A 21,895-nucleotide genomic window follows, 5' to 3' on the forward strand; every position below is an offset into this window, starting at 1 on the left:
TTAACCTCGTCGGTTAATTGGACATTATTTTTATGATGTAACTTGCGTTTTCTGGTCAGCTTATGCAACTCTAATAAAAGAGATTAATAGGTTTTGCTATGGACAATATCGGAATTTGGGTTACCGTTATCATTGTTCTTTTCGTGCTAGGCTCCATTTTTGGTTTAAGAGTGAGTCCACGTGAAAAGGCGCTGGGAATTATGCGAGACAAAGCCCGCAAAATGGGGCTACATCCACGCGTAATTGCTGCACCTGAATGGACACATGTCCCGATGGCAACTGAAAAGCGTGCCAGCATGGTTGCTTACTATAGTGTATTGATCCCCGATGCTCGTTTACCGCTCATGCGTGCTCGCGTTATAGACGGAAAATTAAAAGTTGTGCAAGGCGATGAGAAATTTAATGATTCTCCCATTGCATTAAAAGGGATTTATGCTATTGATATGCAGGCAAACTGTGTAGGCCTTTATTGGGATGAGGAATCGGACCTGAAAGCTACGCAATTAGATGAGATGAAGGCTTATCTGTTGGCCTTGGCTGAAGCCTGATTTTTAAATTTATTGGTATAGGAATAACATTTTATATGGCGAATACCTCGCGCTCTGCATCTCAAAGCACAGCATCTACTGCCTCTGCTGCACATAAACGTGCCTTAGTGATTGTGGAGTCGCCTGCCAAAGCGAAAACCATCAACAAATATTTAGGTTCGCAGTACATTGTTAAGTCTTCTGTAGGTCACGTACGTGACTTGCCAACAGGCGGCAGCAAATCAACAGAGAAAAAGCCGGCTGCCCGGACAAAACTCACTGAAGCTGAAAAAGAACAAAAAGCCCAATCTGCGCTGATTAATCGTATGGGTGTCGATCCGGAACATGACTGGAAAGCACACTACGAGGTTCTACCTGGCAAAGAAAATGTTGTTGCTGAACTCAAGAAACTTGCCAAAGATGCAGATGCAATCTATCTCGCAACGGACTTGGATAGAGAAGGGGAAGCAATCGCTTGGCACTTACGCGAAGTGATTGGTGGTGACGATAGCCGTTATCATCGTGTGGTATTTAACGAAATTACTAAAAATGCCATTCAAGAAGCATTTAAACAGCCAACTCGCCTAGACTTAAACCGTGTTAATGCACAGCAAGCGCGTCGTTTCTTGGACCGTGTAGTAGGCTTCATGGTTTCGCCATTACTATGGGAAAAGATTGCCCGTGGTTTGTCAGCAGGTCGTGTACAGTCTGTAGCGGTAAAGCTTGTTGTTGAACGTGAACGTGAAATTCGTGCTTTTATTCCAGAAGAATATTGGCAAGTGTTTGCAGACACTAAGGCTAAAAAAGATGATATTCGTCTTGAGGCTGTGAAACAGGCTGGTAAAACACTTAAATTAAAGAACAAAGCTGAAACAGATGCCCTGTTGGATGTATTAAAGGGCGCTGAATATAAAGTTGCACAGCGTGAAGATAAGCCGACTAAGGTGAATCCGAGTGCACCATATATCACGTCGACTTTACAACAGGCGGCAAGTACACGCTTAGGTTTCTCTGTAAAGAAAACCATGATGTTGGCGCAACGTTTGTATGAAGCTGGTTTTATTACCTATATGCGTACGGACTCAACATTCTTGAGTGATGACGCTGTAAGTATGGTCCGTGCTCATATTGAAAGCCAGTTTGGTGAGAAATATTTACCAGCAAAGCCAAACCGCTATGGTAACAAAGCGGGTGCTCAAGAAGCCCATGAAGCAATTCGTCCGTCAAATGTTGCACTTACAGGTGATCAACTTGCAGGTGTAGAGCGTGATGCGCAGCGTTTATATGATTTAATTTGGCGTCAATTTGTTGCTTGCCAAATGACTCCGGCAGAATATTTATCTTCAACTTTAACCGTTGAAGCTGGCAATGTGGAGTTAAAGGCAAAAGGCCGTACGCTTGTATTTGATGGCTTCACTAAAGTTCGTGGTGCTAACAAATCTGATGACGATATCATTTTACCTGCAATTAAAGTGGGTGAAATTTTAAAATTAGAAAAGCTAGATCCGAGTCAGCACTTTACTAAACCACCAGCTCGTTTTACTGAAGCATCTTTAGTAAAAGAACTTGAAAAACGTGGTATTGGTCGTCCATCAACTTATGCTGCCATTATTTCTACAATTCAAGAACGTGGCTACGTTAAGTTAGAAAATCGCCGTCTCTTTGCCGAGAAAATGGGTGAGATCGTAACAGATCGTCTTGATGAAAGTTTTAATAACCTGATGAATTATGCTTTTACCGCAGATTTAGAAGGTCAGCTGGACCGTGTGGCAACGGGTGAGCGTAATTGGAAAGAATTACTCGATACATTCTACGGTGATTTTAAAAAGCGTCTGACCAATGCTCAAGGTGAGCAGGGAATGCGCCGTAATCAACCAGTTGAAGTACCAGCAGTACATTGTCCTGAATGTTCACGACCAATGCAGATTCGTACGGGTACTACAGGCGTATTCTTAGGTTGTTCAGGTTATAACTTGCCGCCTAAAGAACGCTGTAAAGGAACTTTGAACTTAACACCAGTTGAGTCATTAGCAGCGTTATCTGATGATGACAGTGCTGAAACCGCAGACTTGATGTCTAAACATCGTTGTCCTAAATGTGGTACAGCAATGGATAGTTATGTCATTGATGGTGGCCGCAAGTTACATGTTTGTGGTAACAACCCAGACTGTGATGGTTATGAGCTTGAAGAAGGCGAGTTCAAGATCAAAGGTTATGATGGCCCAACCATTCCATGTGATAAATGTGATGGTGAAATGCAGCTTAAAACTGGCCGTTTTGGTCCGTATTTCGCTTGTACAAGCTGTGATAATACACGTAAAGTCTTGAAAAATGGTCAACCTGCACCACCACGCGTAGAACCAATTAAGATGGAACATTTGCGCTCGACCAAACATGATGATTATTTTGTGTTACGTGATGGCGCGGCTGGTTTGTTCTTGGCTGCAAGTAAGTTCCCGAAAATTCGTGAAACACGTGCACCAAAAGTTGCGGAGCTTCGTAGTGTTGCTGACCAACTTGATCCAAAATACCAGTTTATTTTACAAGCTCCGGATGTAGACCCTGAAGGTAATCCAACGATTGTGAAGTTTAGTCGTAAGAACCAATCACAGTATGTGGGATCTGAAACACCAGAAGGTAAACAAACTAAATGGAGCCTGATTTACCAAGACGGTAAATGGATTGAAGGCTAAATAAGACAAATGAAAAATGCTAGCTCAGCTAGCATTTTTTATATCTAGAACAAGAAAAGAAAATTTAATTTTTATGGGGAACAAGAATGTGGAAAAACATTCGGATTTTGTGTCTATTGATTGTTTTATTAATCGTTGCAGTTCAAGCCTGGCGTGACCAAAACCAAGACTGGAATCAGCCTATTGTTGTGGTATTGCACCCAATAAATGCGGATGGTTTACAAACCACACAAGCTTATATTCATCAGCTACAAAACGCTGACTTCCAAACGCTTAAAAGCTACCTAAGTGAATGGTCACAGCATTATCGTGGGCAATCAAGTAACTTTGAAATTCGTTTAGGGCAGCAACTACAGCAGAGGCCGCCTGTAGTTCCTCAAAATGCCAATATCCTGAATGTCATTTGGTGGAGCTTAAAGTTTCGTTTTTATGCATGGCGACAACAGCAACCTGAAGATAGTGGGGCATCACTCAAACTTTATTTAAATTATTATGATCCAAGTTATCAAAAAGTTTTGGTGCATTCGACTGCTTTAGAAAAAGGCCGTATTGGTAGCGTTAATTTGTTTGCTACACGAGAGCAAGCCCCACAAAATCAGGTTGTTATCGTTCACGAGCTATTACACGGCTTTGGCGCAAAAGATAAATATGATTTAAAAACAGGTCAGCCGATTTATCCATTAGGCTACGCACAACCTGAAAAGGTCCCTCTTTATCCACAAACACGAGCAGAAATCATGGGTGGTCGAACACCATTATCTGAACAGACCAATAAAATGCCAAGTGATTTACAAGAAACTGTAATCGGTTTACCGACTGCTCAAGAAATTGGATGGTTGAAATAAAATTGTGGATAAATACTGTTTTATCCCCATCAATTGTTAATAAACGATGCAGATCTTATACAGACAATAAATGTGAAGTGCATCACTATAATGACATTATATAAACTTTCTAATACCTGATAATAAGAGTAGCCATGATGAAAACTGTAGGTAATGATTTAGTTCGTAATCAGCTACATGCTGATCGTAAATGGTATCTAATATTAGGCTTTGTGCTCATTATTTTCGGTTTGGTGTTATTTAGCTCACTGCCATTTGCAACATTTTCGGTTGTTTTCCTATTTGGTATTTTAATGATGATAGGTGGTGTGCTGCACTTGATTGCTGCCATAAGTGTATTTAAGGGCGGTAGCCGATGGCTGTGGGCACTTTTTGGTGTGCTGTATTTAATGGCGGGCTATTACGCATTTTCTACGCCTGTGACTACGGCTGTGGTTTTAACTAGCTTATTATCAATTGCCCTGATTATTGCCGGGATAATTCGTACTATAAATGCATTTTTATTGAGACCAATCGCTGGATGGGGCTGGACCTTATTTTCCGGGTTACTAACACTCGCTACCGGTATTTTAATTTTAGTTTCTAAAGACTCACCTTTTTGGGTGTTGGGAATGTTTTTAGCAGTAGATATTTTATTTCAGGGAATCAACTTTTTAGGACTTGCTTCTGCAATTAAACATTTGCCTTCTAGCTCAAAAACGGTTTCTTAATATAAATAACGAACAAAAGGGCACCTAGAGTGTCCTTTTTTTGTTTTTAGTGAGTGAAGGTCCATCTCATGGTATGGGTCTGTTAAACTAAGCCTTGGTGTTTTAGCGATATGTGTTATGAGTCTTGCAAAGTTAATTAATGAATTAAATGCTCAGCAAAAAAAAGCAGCAACTACTACAGCACAAAACTGTTTGGTTTTGGCTGGAGCGGGCTGTGGCAAGACTAAAACCATTGTTGCTCGCGCAGCTTATTTAATTGATCAGGGGCTGCCAGCCAATCAAATTCAGATTTTAACATTTACGCGCCGTGCTGCGAGTGAAATTGTTGCAAGGGTTGAACAGCATGTTGGAGCACAAGCCAAAGGCCTTCGCGCATCTACTTTTCATACCTTTTGCATGTATTTATTGCGTCGTAATCCGCAAGCGTTTGGTTTAACCCAATTTAGTATTATTGATCGTGATGATCAGTTACTCATGTTTCGCTTATTGAGAGGCAAAGACAAAGATAATGTTTTGCCTAAAGCGGCAGAGCTGTGTGATTTATATTCTTATGCCCGAAATACACAATCTAAGCTGTCTGAAGCGTTACTCAAGCAATTACCTGAAGCATATGAATATAAATCACAAATTGCTGAGTTAATGAAAACCTATGAACAGCGTAAAAGAGAGCGTAATTTTTTAGATTATGATGACATTTTGTCGATCGTCGCTGTTCATTTACAAAACTCGGAAGCACTGACGAATTGGGTTGCAGGCTTTTGCCAAGCTTTATTGGTTGATGAGATGCAAGATACCAATCCTTTACAGTGGGCTCTTTTGCAGCCACTGATTGGTAAGGTGAAATTATTTTGTGTGGGAGATGATGCTCAGTCGATTTACGGTTTTCGTGGTGCCGACTTTGAAAACATTCATTCGTTTAAAGAGCGGATTCCAGACGCAGTAATTCATACTTTAGATTTAAATTATCGCTCGACTCAAGAAATATTAGATTTATCAAATTGGTTACTCGCCCACAGTCCAATCGATTATCAAAAACAGTTACAGGCACATCGTGGCAAAGGACAAAAGCCACAACTCCATTTGTTTGGTAATGAATTTGAAGAAGCCAACTGGATTGCACAAGACTTAATAGAGCGACATCAACAGGGCGCAAATTGGTACGACCATATGGTGTTAGTCCGCTCTGGCTACAGTGCTCGTTATTTGGAAGGTGCATTTATTGCCGCTGAAATTCCGTATCGTTTTATTGGGGGCGTAAAGTTACTTGAATCAGCGCATGTAAAAGATGTGCTCAGTTTATTACGTATTGTGAGTAACCCACAGGATGACTTGGCTTGGATGCGCTTTTTAACCTTATGGGATGGTATTGGTGACGTTGGGGCCAGCAAGTTAGCACAAGAGTTAATGGGTATTAGTGAGGTCGAAGAGCGTTGCCAGCGTTTGGAGCGTCATGGAAAAGTTCCTTTACAGGCTATTTTGATTTTGAAGCAGCTTGATGTGCTACAGCAGCATGTTGAGGCAAGCATTGGTCTAGCTCTTGATGCCTTAAGTGAACAGTTGGAGCAAAACTATAAAACTAAAGATTGGTCACGTCGCGCTAGAGATTTTGATTTAGTCAAACAACTAGCGCGTAAACATGCATCTCTTGGTGAGTTCCTTGAAGAATATGTGCTTGAACCTATTTCAGTTTCTGAAATTGAAAAAGCGGGTGATGATGATTTAGTGACCTTAATTACAATTCATTCGGCTAAAGGTGCAGAACAGAAGGTGTGTTATGTGCCGCATGTCTCACCAAATCAATTTCCATATGCGCGTGCGCAGGGCGATTTTGATGAAGTCGAAGAAGAACGCCGTGTATTGTATGTTGCATTAACACGTGCGGAAAATGAATTGATTTTAACGAAGCAAAATCTCAATACATGGTCACAAGATACATATGACGAACAAGGCCGTAAAATCGAAAGTTATTTCCTAAATGATTTACCTGCTCATTTGGTGCAGGCAAAAATTCATCGGCAAGTTCCGCAGCCATTTGCCAAAAAACAATGGAACACTTCACGAACAGTAAACTTAGGTTTTGGTATCGATCTTGACTAAACTACTGTATAAGACACTGTGAATACTCAAATGTATATTGGCCTTTATTTTGAAGGCTAATTAAGGTTGGAAAATGAAAATATTAGTTCGTAATTTAGATCGTTCAGTGACTGAAGCTGAAGTTTTAGAGCTGTTTAAGGCTTATGGTAAAGTTGAGTCTTGTGTGGTTGTTACCGATAAAGATACAGGTAAATCAAAAGGTTTTGGCTTTGTTGAAATGCCGAATCCGCGTGAAGCCATTAAAGCAATCAAAGGTCTAAATACACTTAAGGTAAAAGGTTACGGTATTCGCGTTAAGGCTGCTGAAGAGTAATACTTTTATGCAACAATTTTTAGCTCTTTCTGTGGTTGCTCCAAATGGAATCTATATAGCCCAAGGTGTAAAGACACTTGAAGTCCGTTCATGGGTGCCTACAGAGTTACCTCTTAAAGATCTATTAATTGTTAAAAACAAGAATTTTTTAATGAATGATGGTGATGAGGGATAATGTAAAATTTATCAAGTCTCTCTGGATTTACCATAAATAACGTTGATTTTATCAATGGAGTCGTTAAGCTAAGAATAGCCATATTGATGGCAATTTTAGAACAGGAAAGTTTAGTTATGTCACGTGTTGCTCGTTATCATGCCGATCGTACCAATCAAAAACTCTATTTTGCGCGCCTAGCGTGTCAACAAGCAGAGCAAACTGATCATGTACAGCAGGTACAAGCGTATCGTGAAACAGCTGTCTTTCACTTGCATGGTGCGATGTTAGCATTTTTGCAAGAACTGGTACGTTATTATCGTTTAAATGACTCGCAGCCGACATTAAAATCGATTGAAGAGCATATGGCGGCAAAAGGACAAGTTTCTCCTGAAGTTTCTGTTTTGCAGCAATTGGCAAAAGATGGTTTTGTTGCAGAGTTAAAGCGTGCTTACCGCATGTGCCAATATGCACCGGAACCTACTGAACCGACACCGGAAGAAGAAACTTCTTCTAATTTGATCATTAAAGTGACTCAGGGGCCACAATCATGGTTACCTGATGTGAAAATTTTGCGTGAATGGCATAGAGAGTTAAGTCATTTAATTGATGGTTTTCGTAACGAAATGGTCGAGTTCTAAAATTAAACTGTCTGAGCGCTTGAAATTTAATCCTAGTGCGCCTATATAAATAAGACGAGAGATGCAAAGTGCAAGGGTGCTTTGCCACCATGTTGAAACATGGAGGAAGTATATGTCTATACAGCAATTGAAAGAGTTATTTGGAAATCAAGAAGCAGTGTTGGAGTTAGTCCAACTCGAAGGTGGTGAGCTCGCCTTGCGTAATGCTGGTTCTGAAAAAGAGCCTTTGGTTAAAATTCAATTTAGTGATGAACTAAAAGAGATATTAGGCGAGCAAACGCCTATCGTTGCCCAGCATATGATTCAAGCTGCTTTATTTGGACTGCTAGAGAAGCAGGTTAATGAATGGCAGGCTGAAGTTGTAGATGAGCAGCCTAAATTCCTAAGTTAAAAAAAGCGTACTCTTGAGTACGCTTTTTTGTATGCGTTAATGATGTGTTGACTGATGCGCAAGCTCGATTTGATTTAAAATATGATGGCTCATATTCTTTGCCATTTCTTCTTTTGCATAGAATACTTCACCAATATTTTCATCTCGAATAACGGCAGCTTCTTCTTTACTTTCTGCACAAATTAAAACCTGAATTTGAGGGTTCAATTGTTTGGCAATATCCACAATCCGGTGAATATCTAAAATATCCATAGGGGAAATCACCAAAAGACGTGCATGCATGATATGAGCCTGAATGAGAACACCAGGTTCAGTTGCTACACCACTTACGGCAGCAATATTTGCTTGACGTAACTTTTCTACAATTTCACGATTTTCTTCTGCAATCACGACTTTAATATTCTGATTAATTAAATTTTCAGTAATACGTCGTCCAACGCCACCATATCCTACAATTACCACTTGATCGCGTAGATAAGCCTGATCGACTTCATCTGGCAACATAGCGAGTGGGTCACCACTACGTTCAAGAAGTCGTGCCAAATGAGAGCGCTCACGAATCCAGCGTTGTACAGGTTCAACTGCCGAGAAAACAAAAGAGTTAAGCGTAATAGAGAATAAAGCACCCGCTAAAATCAGGTTTTGCGCTTCTAGGGTTAATAGACCTAAAGAAACTCCCAGAGTAGCCAAAATAAATGAAAACTCACCAATTTGTGCAAGGCTGGCCCCGACAGTCAAAGCAGTATTAATTGGATAGCGGAAGAATAAAACCAAGGCCATTGCAGCAAGTGTTTTACCCACCATAATAATTGCGATAACTGCCAAAATATGCAGTGGACGCTCGATAAGAATATGTGGATCAAACAGCATTCCTACCGAAACGAAAAATAAAATTGAGAAAATTTCACGTAGGGGAAGAGTCTCTTCTTCTGCACGGTGGCTAAAGTCTGATTCTTTTACGACCATCCCCGCAAAGAAGGCCCCTAAGGCCATTGAAACGCCAAAGATAGCATAAGAGCCATAGGCGATTGAAACAGCTGCTGCTACGACTGTCAGCGTAAATAGCTCTCTTGAACCTAAGCGAGCAACAAACTGCATAATGATAGGCACTACACGCTTGCCTACAATGAGCATGAACGCAATAAAGCCAATCACCTTTAATAGGGTGATTCCAAGCGTTAACCAAATGTTGCCTTGCGCGCCTGCTGGTGCTTTGCCACCAAGTAAAACTGCTGTAGCTGGAAGAAGTACTAAAACAAGTACCATCACTAAGTCTTCAACTAACAGCCAACCTACAGCAATTTTGCCGTTTACTGAGTCTAAAAGACCGCGGTCTCCTAAAGCTTTTAATAAGACAACAGTACTCGCACACGATAGGCTTAAGCCAAAAACCAGAGCGGAGCCAAAGCTCCAGCCCCATAACATTGAAACGCCAATACCAAGTAAGGTGGCAACAGCAATCTGTAAAATCGCACCCGGCAAGGCAATACGACGAACTTGTAAAAGATCATTTAATGAAAAATGCATCCCAACGCCAAACATCAAGAACATTACGCCGAGTTCAGCAAGTTGGTTGGCAAGATGAATATCTGCTTCTATGCCGGGGGTATTCGGACTAATAATAATTCCGGCAATAAGGTAGCCAATAAGAGGGGGAAGTCGTAGTCGGGCGGCTATATAGCCAAAAAAGAGGGCAACACCGAAACCAACAGCAAGTAAAATAATTAAATCTACGTCATGCGGCACTAAAAACTCCTTTTACGTGAGTTAGGCTAAAGACAAGCATAAAAAATGCCAAGGTGGAATATGTAGAAAGTTTAACAAAAAGGCAGGTATAAAAAAAATGCAAAAAAAAACGACTTCTTTAAGAAGTCGTTTTTTTCGACGCTAAAATTATTTGATTTTAGCTTCTTTGAAAATCACGTGTTGACGGATTTTTGGATCAAATTTTTTGATTTCCATTTTTTCCGGCATAGTACGTTTGTTTTTAGTTGTGGTATAGAAATAACCTGTACCAGCTGAAGAAACGAGACGAATCTTATCACGCATTGCTCAGACTCCTTAGATCTTTTGACCTTGAGCACGAAGGTCTGCAATAACCTTTTCGATACCCAATTTGTCAATAATACGCATACCTTTAGTGGTTAAACGAAGACGTACAAAACGTTTTTCGCTTTCTAACCAGAAACGGTGGTGGTGCAGGTTCGGCTCGAACCGGCGCTTGGTTTTGTTGTTGGCGTGTGAGACGTTGTTACCAACGACTGGACGCTTGCCGGTAACTTGGCAAACCTTAGACATGGTGTAACTCCATTGATTTAGCCAACAGCAAATCTGTGGCCAGTCATACTAAATGTAAACGGATGAATTCATTCAAGGGGCGTTTTATACCAAAAATACGATTAAAAGACAAGCGAAATTGGTAAAAACGAGGCATGATCTAGTGTAACAGATCATGCCTTGATCAGTTAACGCAACAAGGTTTTCGAAATGAAGCGATGAATTGGTTTATTGAACGGTGGAAGAATGTATTTCAAGCTATAAAGTTTTGGATTTGACATTACCGAACGTTCATGTGACAGCCCAAAAAAGCCTTCAGGTCCGTGGTATTTACCCATACCTGATGCGCCGATTCCTCCAAATGGCAAGTCATCTTGCGCAACATGGGTAATCACCATGTTAATTCCGAAATGCCCTGAATGAGTATGTTGAGAGATATAATCAGCGCGTGCCTGATCATAATCTAAATAATACATTGCTAAAGGACGCGGGCGACTATTAATAAACTCAATGACCTCTTCGATTTGGTCATATTCTAAAATTGGTAGAACAGGACCAAAAATTTCATTTTGCATAATATCCATTGCAGTTGTTACACCAGTCACTAGAGTCGGTGCAATTTTGCGGACATCATCTAAAATTTCATTTTGCGGATTAACTTCAACAATACGCGCACCTTGATCACGGGCATTTTCGAGATATCCCTGAATACGGTTGTACTGTTTATCATTAATAATAGAGGTGTAGTCTTGGTTGTTACGGAAATGTGGGTACATTCCGGCCACAATCAATTTAAAGTTTTCAATGAACTCGGCAGTTTTTCCGCGTGGCAAGAAAATATGATCTGGCGCAACACAAGTTTGGCCTGCATTCCATAGTTTACCTACAGCAATACGCTGTGCGACATCTTTCATATCTACGGAAGCATGTACCAAAGCAGGGGATTTACCACCCAACTCAAGAATAACCGGAACCAGATTTTGAGCTGCGGCTGCCATGACAGTTTTACCAACAGAAGTCGAGCCAGTGAAAATCATTTTGTCGAAAGGCAAATGACTAAACGCATCAGAAATTACGCCGCCGCCATTTACCACCCCAACCAGCTCTTGTGGGAAGGCTTCAGAAAGTGCATTTTCAAGAACCTGTCCAAAATTTGGAGAAGCACTCGAAATTTTGATCATGGCATGGTTACCTGCAGCCAAAGCACAAATAAGTGGTCCAACAGACAGTAGTAACGGGTAGTTCCATGGTGTAATAATGCCAATTACGCCCATTGGTTGATATTGTACCCAACCTTTTGCTGGCTGATGTAATACACTGATATGGCGTTTTGATGGTTTCATCCATCCGGTCAGGTTCTTACTGTAATATTTGATTTGTTCAAGACAGGTAAGCAACTCACCAATTTTGGTTTCCATAATGGCACGATTGCCATAATCAAGGTTAATTGCTTCGGCAATCTGATCTTGATATTTTACCAAGACTCTTTTAAGACGAGCTAAACGATCAATACGCTCTTTAGCAGTGGGTACCGGATGACGTAAGTAGGCAATCTTTTGCTGCTCAAGCAAATCTTGTAAATGCTTAACATCATAAGGAACCTGAGTCTCTGGATTTGTTTTTGTTTGACTGTTCATCGGTACTTACCAAATATACTGATATACTTATTTTTTAGAGTAAATACTCTAAAGAGTCAAGTTGGTTTCTGTGTGCAAGTCTTAACCATATGAATTAACGAAGGTTATTAAAATGTCTCTACCTAAAGCTTTGAAGACAAAAGACCGGATTTTACAAATCAGTTTGCAGCTTTTTAATGAGCGTGGCGAACGGTCTGTCACTACCAATCATATTGCTGCAGAGTTGGGCATTAGTCCTGGAAACTTGTATTATCACTTTCGAAACAAGCATGAAATTATTAAAGAATTAATGTATCAATATCAGGTCGAGACTTTGGAAATGCTATCTTTACCTGAAGACAGACCATTAACGACCAATGACAAAATTAACTATTTTCAAGTGCTCAGCGGCCAGTTATGGAACTATCGTTTTATTCATCGTGATGTTTATCACTTAGTTGAAAGTAACGAAGACTTTAAAAAGATCTATCCGCGATTTGCGGGACAGGTGATGCAACAAGGACAACGAATTTATCAGGCCTTTGTTGATGCAGGACTTATGAAAATGACAGCTTCTGAAATTGAAGCTTTAATTATTAACCTTTGGATTGTCTTAACCAACTGGACCAACTTTCTATATATGTCTGGGCATATTAGTGACAACAATCACCTTGAAGAGAAATGGGTCTGGCAAGCATTACGTCAAATGGTTTTCTTAGAAGGCCCTTATTTGATGGGTGAAAGCCGTGCGACTTATGAACAATTGTTAGAATCACTTGGACCCTCTGATCTTTTTGCAAGCTTGTCATCCTTAAAAGATGAATAGTTGTGCTTGTTTATTTAGAGCGCTAGAATACTCGGCTTATCAAAATTTTGTCTCAATTAAGTGATATTAACCAAATGAATATGACCACTGCCAATACAGCCCGTTTACTGATTACTTGTGAAGACAAGCCTGGGATCGTACAGGCTGTATCGAGCTTTTTGTACCACCAAGGTGCAAACATTACCGCGCTTGATCAGTATGCGACGGAAGCTCAAGGCGGGCGTTATTTCATGCGTGTTGAATTTGAACTTGATCATTTACAGTCACGTAAGGATGCTTTAATTCAGACTTTCGCTGCAAATGTTGCTGAACGTTATGGCATGCAATGGCGTCTTGCTTTTGTAAATGATGTTAAAAAGGTTGGTATTTTAGTTTCTAAAGTCGACCATGCTTTGCTTGAGTTATTGTGGCGCCATGCTCGTGGTTCTTTACCTTGTGAAATTACCCACGTTATTTCTAACCATGAAGATTTACGTGAAGCAGTTGAAAACTTTGGTATTCCGTTTACTGTGATTAAGGTAACTAAAGACAATAAAGCAGAAGCCTATGCTCAAATTCATGAAATGATGCAGGGTAATGACTTATTAGTTCTAGCGCGCTACATGCAGATTTTAAGTGAAGATTTCGTTTCTAAATGGGAAATGAAAATCATCAATATTCACCACTCATTCTTACCTGCTTTCGTTGGGGCAAATCCATATAAGCAAGCCTATGAAAAAGGTGTGAAGTTGATTGGTGCAACAGCTCACTATGTGACTGCTGATCTAGACCAAGGCCCAATTATTGAGCAAGACGTTGAACGTGTGAGCCACGATTATAATGTTGAGCAGTTACGTGAGCTTGGCGAAGATGTGGAACGTAATGTGTTAGCTCGTGCTGTTAAATGGCATTTAGAAGACCGAATCATTGTAGATGGTAATAAGACGGTTGTTTTCTAATTACCTCATATTTTTAAAAGCACACTTTTGAGTGTGCTTTTTTATGGCTAAAATAAAATTAAAATGTTATAACATAACTATGATTTGAGGTTTCATTGATTACGTTCAATATAGTTGCTTAATGTTTTTTTTAAGTTGAGCACGATTTGATAAGTAGTATCTGAAACCAACAAGTTTTAGTGCATTGTCTAAACATGAGAAAAGTAAAGTGATATCACTTTATGAAGTTAGATCGCACAATACTGGAAAGTGTTTTCGCAAAAAAAGTAGTTGCAAATGAAAACACTTCTCATTTATTATTGTGGCACTTTATTGTTCTATCCGATGTTTGAAATCGTTTCTATAAATTGAAGTCGACTTCATCATCCATTAGGTAATTAGATTCTTATGAGTCAATCTTCCGCAGCCTTAAACTCTCCCAATCCGATGAAAAAGAAAGTCATCACGGCACTAATTGCGGTTGCAATTGGTCATATCGGGGTCTTATGGGCAGTTAGCCACATTAAGCCTGCTGAACTAAAGCCAATTGATAAGAAGCCTTTACAAGTCCGCTTTGTAAAAATTCAAGAACAACCAAAACCTTTACCACCGAAACCGAAAGAACCGCCTAAAAAGCCGGAACCTAAAAAAGAAGTGAAAGAAGTTAAGGTTGTTGAGAAACCTGTGACTCCGCCTAAACCAGTGGAAAAAATTCAGCAGGTGAAAAAGGCTGAAACTCCTAAACAAGCAGTAAAGACAGAACCTAAAGTTGAACCAAAAGTAGTGACCCCAACAACTACTGTGACTGAAAAAGTCGTTGAAAAGCCAAAGCCAGTGGTGCAAGAAGCACCTAAAGCTCAACCTGCGCCAGATCCATCACCAAAACATGTTTCAATTGGTGGTTCAGGTGTGCAGTGGAGCCGTTCACCACGTTTGACTGTTTCACCAAAAGATTTACAAGGCGAAGCGCGTTCGGTTGTTGTACTGATTGAAGCCGATGAAAAAGGTAAGATTACCAACGTACGTGTAACACGAAGCAGTGGCATTTCAAGTCTAGATGACAAAGTTGTCCGTGCTGTACGTGGTGCAAAATTTAAACCTTATATGGAAAACGGTGTTGCTTATCCAATTAAAGCCGAGCAACCCTTTGATTTAACCCCTTAAACGAATTTGAGTCCCAACGGCTAACCTTAATCAGGAGTTCTAATATGAACTTTTCAATCTATTGGCAACATGCAGATGCAGTGAGTAAAACTCTGTATTTCATTTTATTGGCAATGTCGATTGCTACCTGGACAGTTTTCATCTTACGTTTGATGGGGACTCGCCAATTAAAACAACAAGCTTACGCTCAACTCTCTAAAGCTATTAGTTCGCTAAAAGCAAAGTTACAGCCTTTGAGTTTTGAACAGCGTAAAGCAGTTGCAGAGCAAGCACTATTGCGCCAAATTTCTGCTGAAAAAGTCAATGCTGAAAAAGGTATTTCTGTTTTAGGAACAATTGCTTCAATTGCACCATTTGTTGGTTTGTTTGGTACGGTATGGGGTATTTTCCACGCGCTGGTTGCTGTAGGTAAGAGCGGACAAGCAGGTTTGGCTCAGGTGGCTACACCAGTAGGTGAAGCACTTATTATGACTGGTCTTGGTCTTGCAGTTGCGATTCCTGCGGTATTGGCTTATAACATTTGTGTACGTGCTAATCGTGGTCTTGCTCATGATTTACAAGATCAAGCACACAGTTTGTTAATCGACACCATGTTGCAGCAAGACTCAACTGTAAAGTCTGATGTTAAAACTGCAGAGCAAAGTTATGTTGGAGGTCAAGCTTAATGGCTTTTCAATTGGGTGAAGACCACGATAGTGGCATAAATGAGATGAACCTCATTCCGCTAATCGACATTATGTTGGTGTTAATGATCATCTTTTTGGTCACAGCAACAGTTGCCAACCCATCGATTCCATTAACACTGCCTAAAACAACTGCTGAAATTATTGATCCACCACCAAAAGCAATTACGATTAGTATCAATGCAAATGGTGAAGTGGCTTGGGATACTCAAGTAATTAGTCTTGATGAGCTTCAAAAACGTTTCCAAGAAGCAGGTCAAGGTGCGGTTAAACCAACCGTTCAACTTCGTGCTGATAAAGAGTCGAAGTACGATACGGTAGCTCAGGTAATGTCTCGCGCCAGTGAAGCCGGACTGAGCGATATTGCCTTTGTAAGTGAAAACTAAAATTTAGTTTACTCAATAAAAAAGCAACCAAGTCGGTTGCTTTTTTATTGCTCTAATTTAGTGATCTTTCATTAGATGCTGGAATTTACTATATAGCTTTAATAGCTTAGGTGGAATCGCAAAGTTGCAATAACCTTGTGAAGGATTCTTTGCATAGTAATTCTGATGATATTCTTCGGCTGGATAGAATGTCGGGGCAGGAGACAGCTCAGTCACAATATCAAGATCGTCATCTTTTAACGTTTGAATCGTGTGTTCTGCTGCCTGTTTTTGCTCTTCATTAAAATAGTAAATAACAGAGCGGTACTGAGTACCAATATCATTACCTTGGCGATTTAAGGTCGTTGGATCATGCGTTGCAAAGAACACATCAAGTAACTGAGAATATGTAACTTGTTGTTCATCAAAGTCGATGAGAACTACTTCAGCATGCTGAGTGTCACCTTGACATACTTGCTCATAAGTTGGCTGAGTTGTATGCCCACCAGCATAACCACTTGTTACTTTTTCTACACCACGTATTTGTAAAAATACGGCTTCGACGCACCAAAAACAGCCGCCGCCAAATAATGCCTGTTGCATTGTTTTTCCCTCTATTTCCTGCCTATTACAATAGGGTCTATCTATCTAGATTACAAAGTAAAGCGTGTATAAAAAAGTAAAGAAAAAGAGAATAACTTATTTAGTTTTCGATAGCCACCAACAGATCCTCTATATTTAAAGGGTTTTTAAATAAGCTTCTAAATTGGAGAATGTTCCATTAAATCCTTGCGTCATTCCATCGCGTGCAGAATCAAAAGTTGAGTTACCAATATCGTCAGAGTTCCACGGTTGCCAAGTAATTGTGACTTTTGTTTTATTATCAATATTTTCAAAAGTTGTGGTTGCTAACATTTCTAATGGCCATGTCGGTGACATAGGGTGTCGTGTGCTGTTACCGTCTTTGTCTGAAAAAGATTGAATAAACGTTAATCGCTCATTAGGTACAATCTCACGAAACACTTGCTTACCCCACATTTGTGTTCCATCGGGTCCTTCTAATCCATAGTGATAAGTGCCACCAACTCTAAAATCCATTGAGGTATGAATGATTTTGAAATTTTTTGGACTCATCCAATTTTGTAAGTGATTAATATCAGTATGTACCTTAAATACAAGATCACGAGGTGCATTAAATACTTTAGAAATACTAAATGGTGTAATTTTTTCTGTCATGATTATTTTCTTTTATTAGAAAACTGGTTAATTTACAAATTGAATAAGTTATACAATTACTTTGTAATTTTTGTAGATCATATTCAATGCTCTCAAAGTGTTCTTCTAGTATTTGGCGAAAATAAGCCTATAAAATATCAAGCAGACTCTAGTCAGCTTTGGGTAAACCTTGTCGCACAATTTGAGAGAAGTGTTCACTACTCTGATCTGAAAGTTGTTCAAAATGCTCAGTACGTGGATTGATATGTGCGATTTGATACCACTGTTTTAAACTAATATTTTGATTAAGTGCTTTAAGATCATATAAATAATTAGGTAAGTAACCAGACGCAATTAAGCGATAATCTTTAGGAAGTTGATATGGGTTAATGGCTTGAACCATATCAAAAATCAAGGTTGTGCAATTACTTGTGAGGGTGTTATACCATTTTGGCTGTGCACGTAGCTCATCTGACTTTTTAAGATATTCTAAAAATAGTGCTTTTTGTTCAGAGCGAGGCATATTGACCGGGAAATTATAAACTTGCTCTTTACGAATGTTGCTACGTGTGTAGACAATATCTTTTTCATCAGATGCAATTAAGCTCAGTTCATATTTTCTAAAAAAACCACCAATTGCCGAAAATTCTTCAGTCTTTTCTTTTCGAATTTCGATGGAAAAAACTAAAGGTTGTTGATTTTTAAATTCGAAACTGACTAGCGTATGGGCAATTTGTGGCCCCATCCAGTAAGAGGTAATGATATTTATGCCATTTAACTGGTTCAGGTCAAAAGTACGGGTTTCCCAGCGGACATCATAGGTTCCATCAGGATGCCAGTTGAAGTTACGGACATTATGCAAGGTAATAACATCGCCGTGTTTTTCGTAACTTAGCATATTGGCAACTTCAGGGTTCCAGTCACGGTCTTGACGTGCAGTAATCGAAAAATACCAAACCAGAGAACAGGCAAAAGCTAAAAGATAAATCAGGATATCTGTACGACGGCTAATGATATGTCCATTGAAATATAAGCCTGCCATACTTAGAGCAAAGGCAATCCATATGCCAATAATAATACGGCTGCCTAACCAGCCAAAGGGTTGTTGGACCCATAAGGCTAAGCATACCCAAATGCTGGAAAGCACAATAAACAACGTGAATAAACTATGTAAAGCGCCGAAAGCGAGGGCGATAATAAATTCACGTGTTCCGATATTGTGCATAGGCGACCAGAAAATTATTTTTTATAAGTGGCAAATTCGAATGAAGTTCCTGATTTTTCATCTACTTGCTGTTCGCTTGCAGTTTTATGAAATTCACTCGGTATAGTTGGATAATGTGCATCACCTTGTACATCTAAGTCAACATGAGTGAGCTCAAGACGGTCTGCAATTGACAAGGTTTGCTTAAAGATTTCACCGCCACCAATAATGAATAAAGCTTGCTTTTCGGTGTTTTTGGCATCTTCTAAAGCAGCATTTAAAGCATCTTCAATTGAATACGCAATTTTTACGCCGTCAAAATGCCAGTTAATGTCACGGGTAATTACCCAGTTCACACGGTTCGGTAGAGCACGGCCCATAGACTCAAGGGTTTTACGGCCCATGATCACCACACCACCTTGTGTGATTTCTTTAAAGTGTTTTAAGTCGGCAGAGATATGCCATGGCAACGCATTGCCTTTACCAATACAGTGATTTTTGTCCATTGCGACAACGTGGACAACTTCTACATTTTGCCATGCCATAATTTTATTCTCTAAACCGTAATCTAATGAAATTTAAGCCGTCGTTATACTGCAACTGGTGCTTTAATTGCCGGATGTGACTCGTAGCCTACAATCTCGATATCTTCAAATTTAAAGTCGAAAATATCTTTAACCTCCGGATTAAGTTTTAATTGACAAAGTGGTAATGGCTCACGCGTCAATTGTAGTTTTGCTTGCTCAAAATGGTTGGCATAAAGATGCGTATCGCCACCTGTCCAAACAAAATCACCAACACCTAAGTCACACACCTGAGCAATCATATGGGTGAGTAGGGCATAGCTGGCAATATTAAATGGCACGCCTAAGAATACGTCAGCACTACGTTGATAAAGCTGGCATGACAACTTGTTGTCTTGTACAAAAAATTGGAAGAGTGTGTGGCAAGGTGGTAAAGCAACTTGTCCGGCTTCATTTGGGTTCCAGCCAGAGACAATTAAACGGCGTGAATTTGGGTTGGTTTTAATTTCATTAATTAACCATTTAATTTGGTCAAAACCATCTTGGTTATAAGTACCATCGGCATTTTTGGTTGCGCCGAAATTACGCCATTGATGGCCATAAACTGGACCAAGTTCATGTTCTGGGCGGCCGAAACGGGCAGTTTGTTCTGCTGTTGCCCATTCATCCCAAATGGTGACTTTATTGTCTTGTAAGTACTTAACGTTAGTATCGCCTTTTAAGAACCAAAGTAACTCAATCACGATAGAACGAAAGTGAACTTTTTTTGTGGTGAGTAAAGGAAAACCCTTAGAGAGATCAAAACGCATTTGATGACCAAATACAGAACGGGTTCCTGTGCCTGTACGGTCGCCTTTGTCACCGCCATTATCAAGGATATGTTGTAGAAGGTCTAAATATGCACGCATAACACTCTCGAGTTCGGATTAATTCCATAAAATAAAAGGGAGACGGTTCATGGATCAATAAACCGTGGAAGATAATAGCATGCTTTAGGAATAGTAAAAACGAGCTAAACTTTATGCTTAAAAACGCTTGGCACGATTTTGATAAATTGAAACAAGAAAAAATCCAACCAGTACAAAGCCTAAAGCTTGTATTGTTGCGATCCAATTGTGTTGAGGGGGCAGTAACCACATCACAATAACAACAATAATGAGAGGGTAAATTCCAAGCAGAAACTGGAGTTTAGATTTATATGAGCTGTGCTCTGGAATTTTTGTTTGTAAATATTGCCCGAAATGAAGCCCGAACCCTAACACGAGGCTCAGAATAGTGTAAGTCGACGATAAAGGCTGAACTTGATTGGCTGCATAAATTGCAGCACAAACGACAATAATAAAGATGAGTTTGATGTGACGTGGTGCGTTATACCAATAAGCCAACATAAAAAATGAGCCTATTTGTTAAATAACGATTGTGGTGAAAAAATAAAAGCAGCAAGTGCCATAAATGCAATGCCTTGGACGCCCCAGATCAACAAGTTAGGCATGGTTTTTACAAAAATAAGTGCAAACAAGAGGGCAATAGGCACCCACGTAAATAGGCGGTAAAGTAAACCAGTCGGGTTACTTTGAGCAAAATGCAATTTAAAGTAACGGCAGATTAAAAAAATAACCCCAGTTCCTGTAAACATTAAAATAGTATCTAAGGGCAATGGTTGATATTGATATAACCCAATACAGATTAAGAGGGTAATAATTAAGATCATTAATTTTTTAAAAGTCGGGACTTGCGTATTAAACCAGAATTCCAGCATGGCGAATCTTCTTTCTTGGGAGATAAAAACTGTAGCATAAAAAAGAGGAGCCGAAACTCCTCTGATTTAGATGTTAACTGTTCTTTTGAGGGCCCCAGTCATAAATTTTCTTTTGGTAGGCATACCACATCATCCAAAGGCCAATGAGTAGCATTGGAACGGTGAGGATTTGTCCTTTCGTCATCCAACCAAATAAGATAAAACCTTGGTCAGCATCTGGTTGACGGAAGAATTCCATTACAAAGCGTGCAACACCATAACCCATTAAAAATAGGGCAGATACGGCCATACGTGGGCGTGGTTTTGAGCTAAACCACCACAAAACAATGAATAGAATTAGACCTTCACAAAGCGCTTGATAAATTTGAGAAGGGTGACGAACTAAATGTAATGGGTCGGTTGGGAAAATCATTCCGAACGGATAATTCGGATCTGTAACCGCACGACCATATAATTCTCCACCAATAAAGTTACCGAAGCGTCCAAACATTAAGCCTGTCGGTACACAAGGGGCAATAAAGTCGAGTGTCTGGAACCATGTTTTTTGATATTTTTTACACCAGAATAGCATTGCGATCATGACGCCTAAGAAGCCGCCGTGGAAGCTCATACCACCTGTCCAGACTTGGAAGAGCCAGATCGGGTTTTCAAGGAATTTATCAAACTCATAGAAAAGCACATAGCCGATACGTCCGCCGAGTACAACTCCTAAGGCGCCGTAAAACACCAGATCGGAAACCATGTCCGATGTCCAGCCATCACGCTGTTTGGCACGGTAGGAAGCGAGTCCCCAAGCACATAAAAATGCCAATAAATACATGAGTCCATACCAATGGACTTGAAGAGGTCCTAGATGTATTGCGACCGGATCGATATTAGGATAGGTCAGCATTGCTGCTCCTTGATCTTACGTTTTGACAGATTGTAGCGGAATGATGTGAAAAATGTTGTACATTCAATGTGTAAACATAGGG

General features: G+C 39.9%; 26 protein-coding genes. 14 read left to right on the plus strand and 12 right to left on the minus strand.

Annotated features, from left to right (window positions below; all coding sequences use genetic code 11):
* Window positions 1-98 precede the first annotated feature (98 nt).
* The 9 genes from CSB87_RS11915 to CSB87_RS11955 all read left to right on the plus strand — a co-directional run bounded on the left by CSB87_RS11915 (window position 99) and on the right by CSB87_RS11955 (window position 8,371).
* Window positions 99-548: a hypothetical protein gene (locus CSB87_RS11915; RefSeq protein WP_000368721.1), complete on the plus strand. Its 450-nt coding sequence runs from the start codon at window positions 99-101 to the stop codon at window positions 546-548.
* Window positions 549-583: 35 nt separating this feature from the next.
* Window positions 584-3,220 (plus strand): type I DNA topoisomerase, encoded by a 2,637-nt coding sequence (topA, locus tag CSB87_RS11920; protein WP_002053435.1) that lies wholly within the window; start codon window positions 584-586, stop codon window positions 3,218-3,220.
* Window positions 3,221-3,306: 86 nt separating this feature from the next.
* Window positions 3,307-4,065, plus strand: a complete 759-nt coding sequence (locus CSB87_RS11925; RefSeq protein WP_006582224.1) for a hypothetical protein — start codon at window positions 3,307-3,309, stop codon at window positions 4,063-4,065.
* 137 nt (window positions 4,066-4,202) lie between these two features.
* The gene (locus CSB87_RS11930; RefSeq protein WP_023188503.1) at window positions 4,203-4,775 is read left to right on the plus strand and encodes an HdeD family acid-resistance protein; all 573 of its coding nucleotides are present in this window, start codon (window positions 4,203-4,205) and stop codon (window positions 4,773-4,775) included.
* 117 nt (window positions 4,776-4,892) lie between these two features.
* Entirely contained in the window at window positions 4,893-6,872 is a 1,980-nt protein-coding gene (locus CSB87_RS11935; RefSeq protein WP_006582222.1) for an ATP-dependent helicase, read from the plus strand.
* A gap of 73 nt (window positions 6,873-6,945) precedes the next feature.
* Window positions 6,946-7,185 (plus strand): RNA recognition motif domain-containing protein, encoded by a 240-nt coding sequence (locus CSB87_RS11940; protein WP_000699342.1) that lies wholly within the window; start codon window positions 6,946-6,948, stop codon window positions 7,183-7,185.
* Window positions 7,186-7,192: 7 nt separating this feature from the next.
* Window positions 7,193-7,360 carry a hypothetical protein gene (locus CSB87_RS11945; protein ID WP_006582221.1) on the plus strand — a complete coding sequence of 56 codons (168 nt, stop codon included), beginning with the start codon at window positions 7,193-7,195 and terminating at the stop codon, window positions 7,358-7,360.
* Between the two features lie 116 nt (window positions 7,361-7,476).
* The gene (locus CSB87_RS11950) at window positions 7,477-7,980 is read left to right on the plus strand and encodes a DUF6586 family protein (protein ID WP_004710685.1); all 504 of its coding nucleotides are present in this window, start codon (window positions 7,477-7,479) and stop codon (window positions 7,978-7,980) included.
* A gap of 112 nt (window positions 7,981-8,092) precedes the next feature.
* Window positions 8,093-8,371, plus strand: coding sequence for a hypothetical protein (locus CSB87_RS11955; RefSeq protein WP_002053465.1), 279 nt, complete (start codon window positions 8,093-8,095; stop codon window positions 8,369-8,371).
* A gap of 36 nt (window positions 8,372-8,407) precedes the next feature.
* Here the strand turns inward: CSB87_RS11955 and CSB87_RS11960 are convergent, their stop codons facing one another.
* The 4 genes from CSB87_RS11960 to CSB87_RS11975 form a co-directional block, all read right to left on the minus strand.
* Window positions 8,408-10,117, minus strand: a complete 1,710-nt coding sequence (locus CSB87_RS11960) for a cation:proton antiporter (RefSeq protein WP_006580456.1) — start codon at window positions 10,115-10,117, stop codon at window positions 8,408-8,410.
* Between the two features lie 147 nt (window positions 10,118-10,264).
* Window positions 10,265-10,420, minus strand: a complete 156-nt coding sequence (rpmG, locus tag CSB87_RS11965; RefSeq protein ID WP_001205031.1) for a 50S ribosomal protein L33 — start codon at window positions 10,418-10,420, stop codon at window positions 10,265-10,267.
* A 12-nt stretch (window positions 10,421-10,432) separates the two neighbouring features.
* The gene (gene rpmB / locus CSB87_RS11970) at window positions 10,433-10,669 is read right to left on the minus strand and encodes a 50S ribosomal protein L28 (RefSeq protein WP_031952295.1); all 237 of its coding nucleotides are present in this window, start codon (window positions 10,667-10,669) and stop codon (window positions 10,433-10,435) included.
* 167 nt (window positions 10,670-10,836) lie between these two features.
* Window positions 10,837-12,285 carry a coniferyl aldehyde dehydrogenase gene (locus CSB87_RS11975; protein ID WP_031952296.1) on the minus strand — a complete coding sequence of 483 codons (1,449 nt, stop codon included), beginning with the start codon at window positions 12,283-12,285 and terminating at the stop codon, window positions 10,837-10,839.
* Window positions 12,286-12,397: 112 nt separating this feature from the next.
* On the opposite strand from CSB87_RS11975, the gene CSB87_RS11980 reads away from it, so the two are divergent.
* The 5 genes from CSB87_RS11980 (at window position 12,398) to CSB87_RS12000 (ending at window position 16,240) form a co-directional block, all read left to right on the plus strand.
* Window positions 12,398-13,090, plus strand: coding sequence for a TetR/AcrR family transcriptional regulator (locus CSB87_RS11980; RefSeq protein ID WP_002053350.1), 693 nt, complete (start codon window positions 12,398-12,400; stop codon window positions 13,088-13,090).
* A gap of 74 nt (window positions 13,091-13,164) precedes the next feature.
* The gene (purU, locus tag CSB87_RS11985; protein ID WP_002053369.1) at window positions 13,165-14,028 is read left to right on the plus strand and encodes a formyltetrahydrofolate deformylase; all 864 of its coding nucleotides are present in this window, start codon (window positions 13,165-13,167) and stop codon (window positions 14,026-14,028) included.
* Between the two features lie 387 nt (window positions 14,029-14,415).
* Window positions 14,416-15,171 carry an energy transducer TonB gene (locus CSB87_RS11990; RefSeq protein ID WP_002053518.1) on the plus strand — a complete coding sequence of 252 codons (756 nt, stop codon included), beginning with the start codon at window positions 14,416-14,418 and terminating at the stop codon, window positions 15,169-15,171.
* A gap of 44 nt (window positions 15,172-15,215) precedes the next feature.
* Window positions 15,216-15,836, plus strand: a complete 621-nt coding sequence (locus tag CSB87_RS11995) for a MotA/TolQ/ExbB proton channel family protein (protein ID WP_002053291.1) — start codon at window positions 15,216-15,218, stop codon at window positions 15,834-15,836.
* The gene (locus tag CSB87_RS12000) at window positions 15,836-16,240 is read left to right on the plus strand and encodes an ExbD/TolR family protein (RefSeq protein ID WP_002053449.1); all 405 of its coding nucleotides are present in this window, start codon (window positions 15,836-15,838) and stop codon (window positions 16,238-16,240) included. Before CSB87_RS11995 ends, CSB87_RS12000 begins: the two co-directional genes overlap by 1 nt.
* A gap of 57 nt (window positions 16,241-16,297) precedes the next feature.
* Here CSB87_RS12000 and msrA read toward each other — a convergent pair whose 3' ends face one another.
* The 8 genes from msrA to lgt all read right to left on the minus strand — a co-directional run bounded on the left by msrA (window position 16,298) and on the right by lgt (window position 21,813).
* Entirely contained in the window at window positions 16,298-16,822 is a 525-nt protein-coding gene (gene msrA, locus CSB87_RS12005; RefSeq protein ID WP_031952298.1) for a peptide-methionine (S)-S-oxide reductase MsrA, read from the minus strand.
* Window positions 16,823-16,957: 135 nt separating this feature from the next.
* Window positions 16,958-17,455, minus strand: coding sequence for an SRPBCC family protein (locus CSB87_RS12010; protein WP_006580453.1), 498 nt, complete (start codon window positions 17,453-17,455; stop codon window positions 16,958-16,960).
* A 148-nt stretch (window positions 17,456-17,603) separates the two neighbouring features.
* Window positions 17,604-18,659, minus strand: coding sequence for a DUF4105 domain-containing protein (locus CSB87_RS12015; protein ID WP_006580452.1), 1,056 nt, complete (start codon window positions 18,657-18,659; stop codon window positions 17,604-17,606).
* Window positions 18,660-18,673: 14 nt separating this feature from the next.
* On the minus strand, window positions 18,674-19,183 hold the full coding sequence (locus CSB87_RS12020; protein ID WP_000312548.1) for a dihydrofolate reductase: 510 nt from the start codon (window positions 19,181-19,183) through the stop codon (window positions 18,674-18,676).
* 44 nt (window positions 19,184-19,227) lie between these two features.
* Window positions 19,228-20,070 carry a thymidylate synthase gene (thyA, locus tag CSB87_RS12025; protein WP_002053494.1) on the minus strand — a complete coding sequence of 281 codons (843 nt, stop codon included), beginning with the start codon at window positions 20,068-20,070 and terminating at the stop codon, window positions 19,228-19,230.
* Window positions 20,071-20,187: 117 nt separating this feature from the next.
* The gene (locus CSB87_RS12030) at window positions 20,188-20,550 is read right to left on the minus strand and encodes a hypothetical protein (RefSeq protein WP_004710679.1); all 363 of its coding nucleotides are present in this window, start codon (window positions 20,548-20,550) and stop codon (window positions 20,188-20,190) included.
* 11 nt (window positions 20,551-20,561) lie between these two features.
* A complete protein-coding gene (locus CSB87_RS12035) occupies window positions 20,562-20,921 on the minus strand; it encodes a hypothetical protein (protein WP_002053200.1) in 360 nt (119 codons plus the stop codon).
* 73 nt (window positions 20,922-20,994) lie between these two features.
* The gene (lgt, locus tag CSB87_RS12040; RefSeq protein WP_002053387.1) at window positions 20,995-21,813 is read right to left on the minus strand and encodes a prolipoprotein diacylglyceryl transferase; all 819 of its coding nucleotides are present in this window, start codon (window positions 21,811-21,813) and stop codon (window positions 20,995-20,997) included.
* Window positions 21,814-21,895 lie beyond the last annotated feature (82 nt).

This window comes from Acinetobacter sp. AR_0276, assembly GCF_003000705.1.
GTDB classification, from domain to species: domain Bacteria; phylum Pseudomonadota; class Gammaproteobacteria; order Pseudomonadales; family Moraxellaceae; genus Acinetobacter; species Acinetobacter nosocomialis.

Bases quoted from the DNA above. Each gene is read 5' to 3' on its own strand.
- CSB87_RS12010 (WP_006580453.1), bottom strand. From the start codon at position 17,455: ATGACAGAAAAAATTACACCATTTAGTATTTCTAAAGTATTTAATGCA.
- rpmG (WP_001205031.1), bottom strand. From the start codon at position 10,420: ATGCGTGATAAGATTCGTCTCGTTTCTTCAGCTGGTACAGGTTATTTC.
- CSB87_RS12000 (WP_002053449.1), top strand. From the start codon at position 15,836: ATGGCTTTTCAATTGGGTGAAGACCACGATAGTGGCATAAATGAGATG.
- msrA (WP_031952298.1), bottom strand. From the start codon at position 16,822: ATGCAACAGGCATTATTTGGCGGCGGCTGTTTTTGGTGCGTCGAAGCC.
- CSB87_RS11950 (WP_004710685.1), top strand. From the start codon at position 7,477: ATGTCACGTGTTGCTCGTTATCATGCCGATCGTACCAATCAAAAACTC.
- CSB87_RS11935 (WP_006582222.1), top strand. From the start codon at position 4,893: ATGAGTCTTGCAAAGTTAATTAATGAATTAAATGCTCAGCAAAAAAAA.
- CSB87_RS11915 (WP_000368721.1), top strand. From the start codon at position 99: ATGGACAATATCGGAATTTGGGTTACCGTTATCATTGTTCTTTTCGTG.
- CSB87_RS11955 (WP_002053465.1), top strand. From the start codon at position 8,093: ATGTCTATACAGCAATTGAAAGAGTTATTTGGAAATCAAGAAGCAGTG.
- CSB87_RS11925 (WP_006582224.1), top strand. From the start codon at position 3,307: ATGTGGAAAAACATTCGGATTTTGTGTCTATTGATTGTTTTATTAATC.
- CSB87_RS11990 (WP_002053518.1), top strand. From the start codon at position 14,416: ATGAGTCAATCTTCCGCAGCCTTAAACTCTCCCAATCCGATGAAAAAG.
- topA (WP_002053435.1), top strand. From the start codon at position 584: ATGGCGAATACCTCGCGCTCTGCATCTCAAAGCACAGCATCTACTGCC.
- CSB87_RS12030 (WP_004710679.1), bottom strand. From the start codon at position 20,550: ATGTTGGCTTATTGGTATAACGCACCACGTCACATCAAACTCATCTTT.
- CSB87_RS11980 (WP_002053350.1), top strand. From the start codon at position 12,398: ATGTCTCTACCTAAAGCTTTGAAGACAAAAGACCGGATTTTACAAATC.
- rpmB (WP_031952295.1), bottom strand. From the start codon at position 10,669: ATGTCTAAGGTTTGCCAAGTTACCGGCAAGCGTCCAGTCGTTGGTAAC.
- lgt (WP_002053387.1), bottom strand. From the start codon at position 21,813: ATGCTGACCTATCCTAATATCGATCCGGTCGCAATACATCTAGGACCT.
- CSB87_RS11940 (WP_000699342.1), top strand. From the start codon at position 6,946: ATGAAAATATTAGTTCGTAATTTAGATCGTTCAGTGACTGAAGCTGAA.
- CSB87_RS11975 (WP_031952296.1), bottom strand. From the start codon at position 12,285: ATGAACAGTCAAACAAAAACAAATCCAGAGACTCAGGTTCCTTATGAT.
- CSB87_RS12035 (WP_002053200.1), bottom strand. From the start codon at position 20,921: ATGCTGGAATTCTGGTTTAATACGCAAGTCCCGACTTTTAAAAAATTA.
- CSB87_RS11995 (WP_002053291.1), top strand. From the start codon at position 15,216: ATGAACTTTTCAATCTATTGGCAACATGCAGATGCAGTGAGTAAAACT.
- thyA (WP_002053494.1), bottom strand. From the start codon at position 20,070: ATGCGTGCATATTTAGACCTTCTACAACATATCCTTGATAATGGCGGT.
- CSB87_RS12020 (WP_000312548.1), bottom strand. From the start codon at position 19,183: ATGGCATGGCAAAATGTAGAAGTTGTCCACGTTGTCGCAATGGACAAA.
- CSB87_RS12015 (WP_006580452.1), bottom strand. From the start codon at position 18,659: ATGCACAATATCGGAACACGTGAATTTATTATCGCCCTCGCTTTCGGC.
- purU (WP_002053369.1), top strand. From the start codon at position 13,165: ATGAATATGACCACTGCCAATACAGCCCGTTTACTGATTACTTGTGAA.
- CSB87_RS11945 (WP_006582221.1), top strand. From the start codon at position 7,193: ATGCAACAATTTTTAGCTCTTTCTGTGGTTGCTCCAAATGGAATCTAT.
- CSB87_RS11930 (WP_023188503.1), top strand. From the start codon at position 4,203: ATGAAAACTGTAGGTAATGATTTAGTTCGTAATCAGCTACATGCTGAT.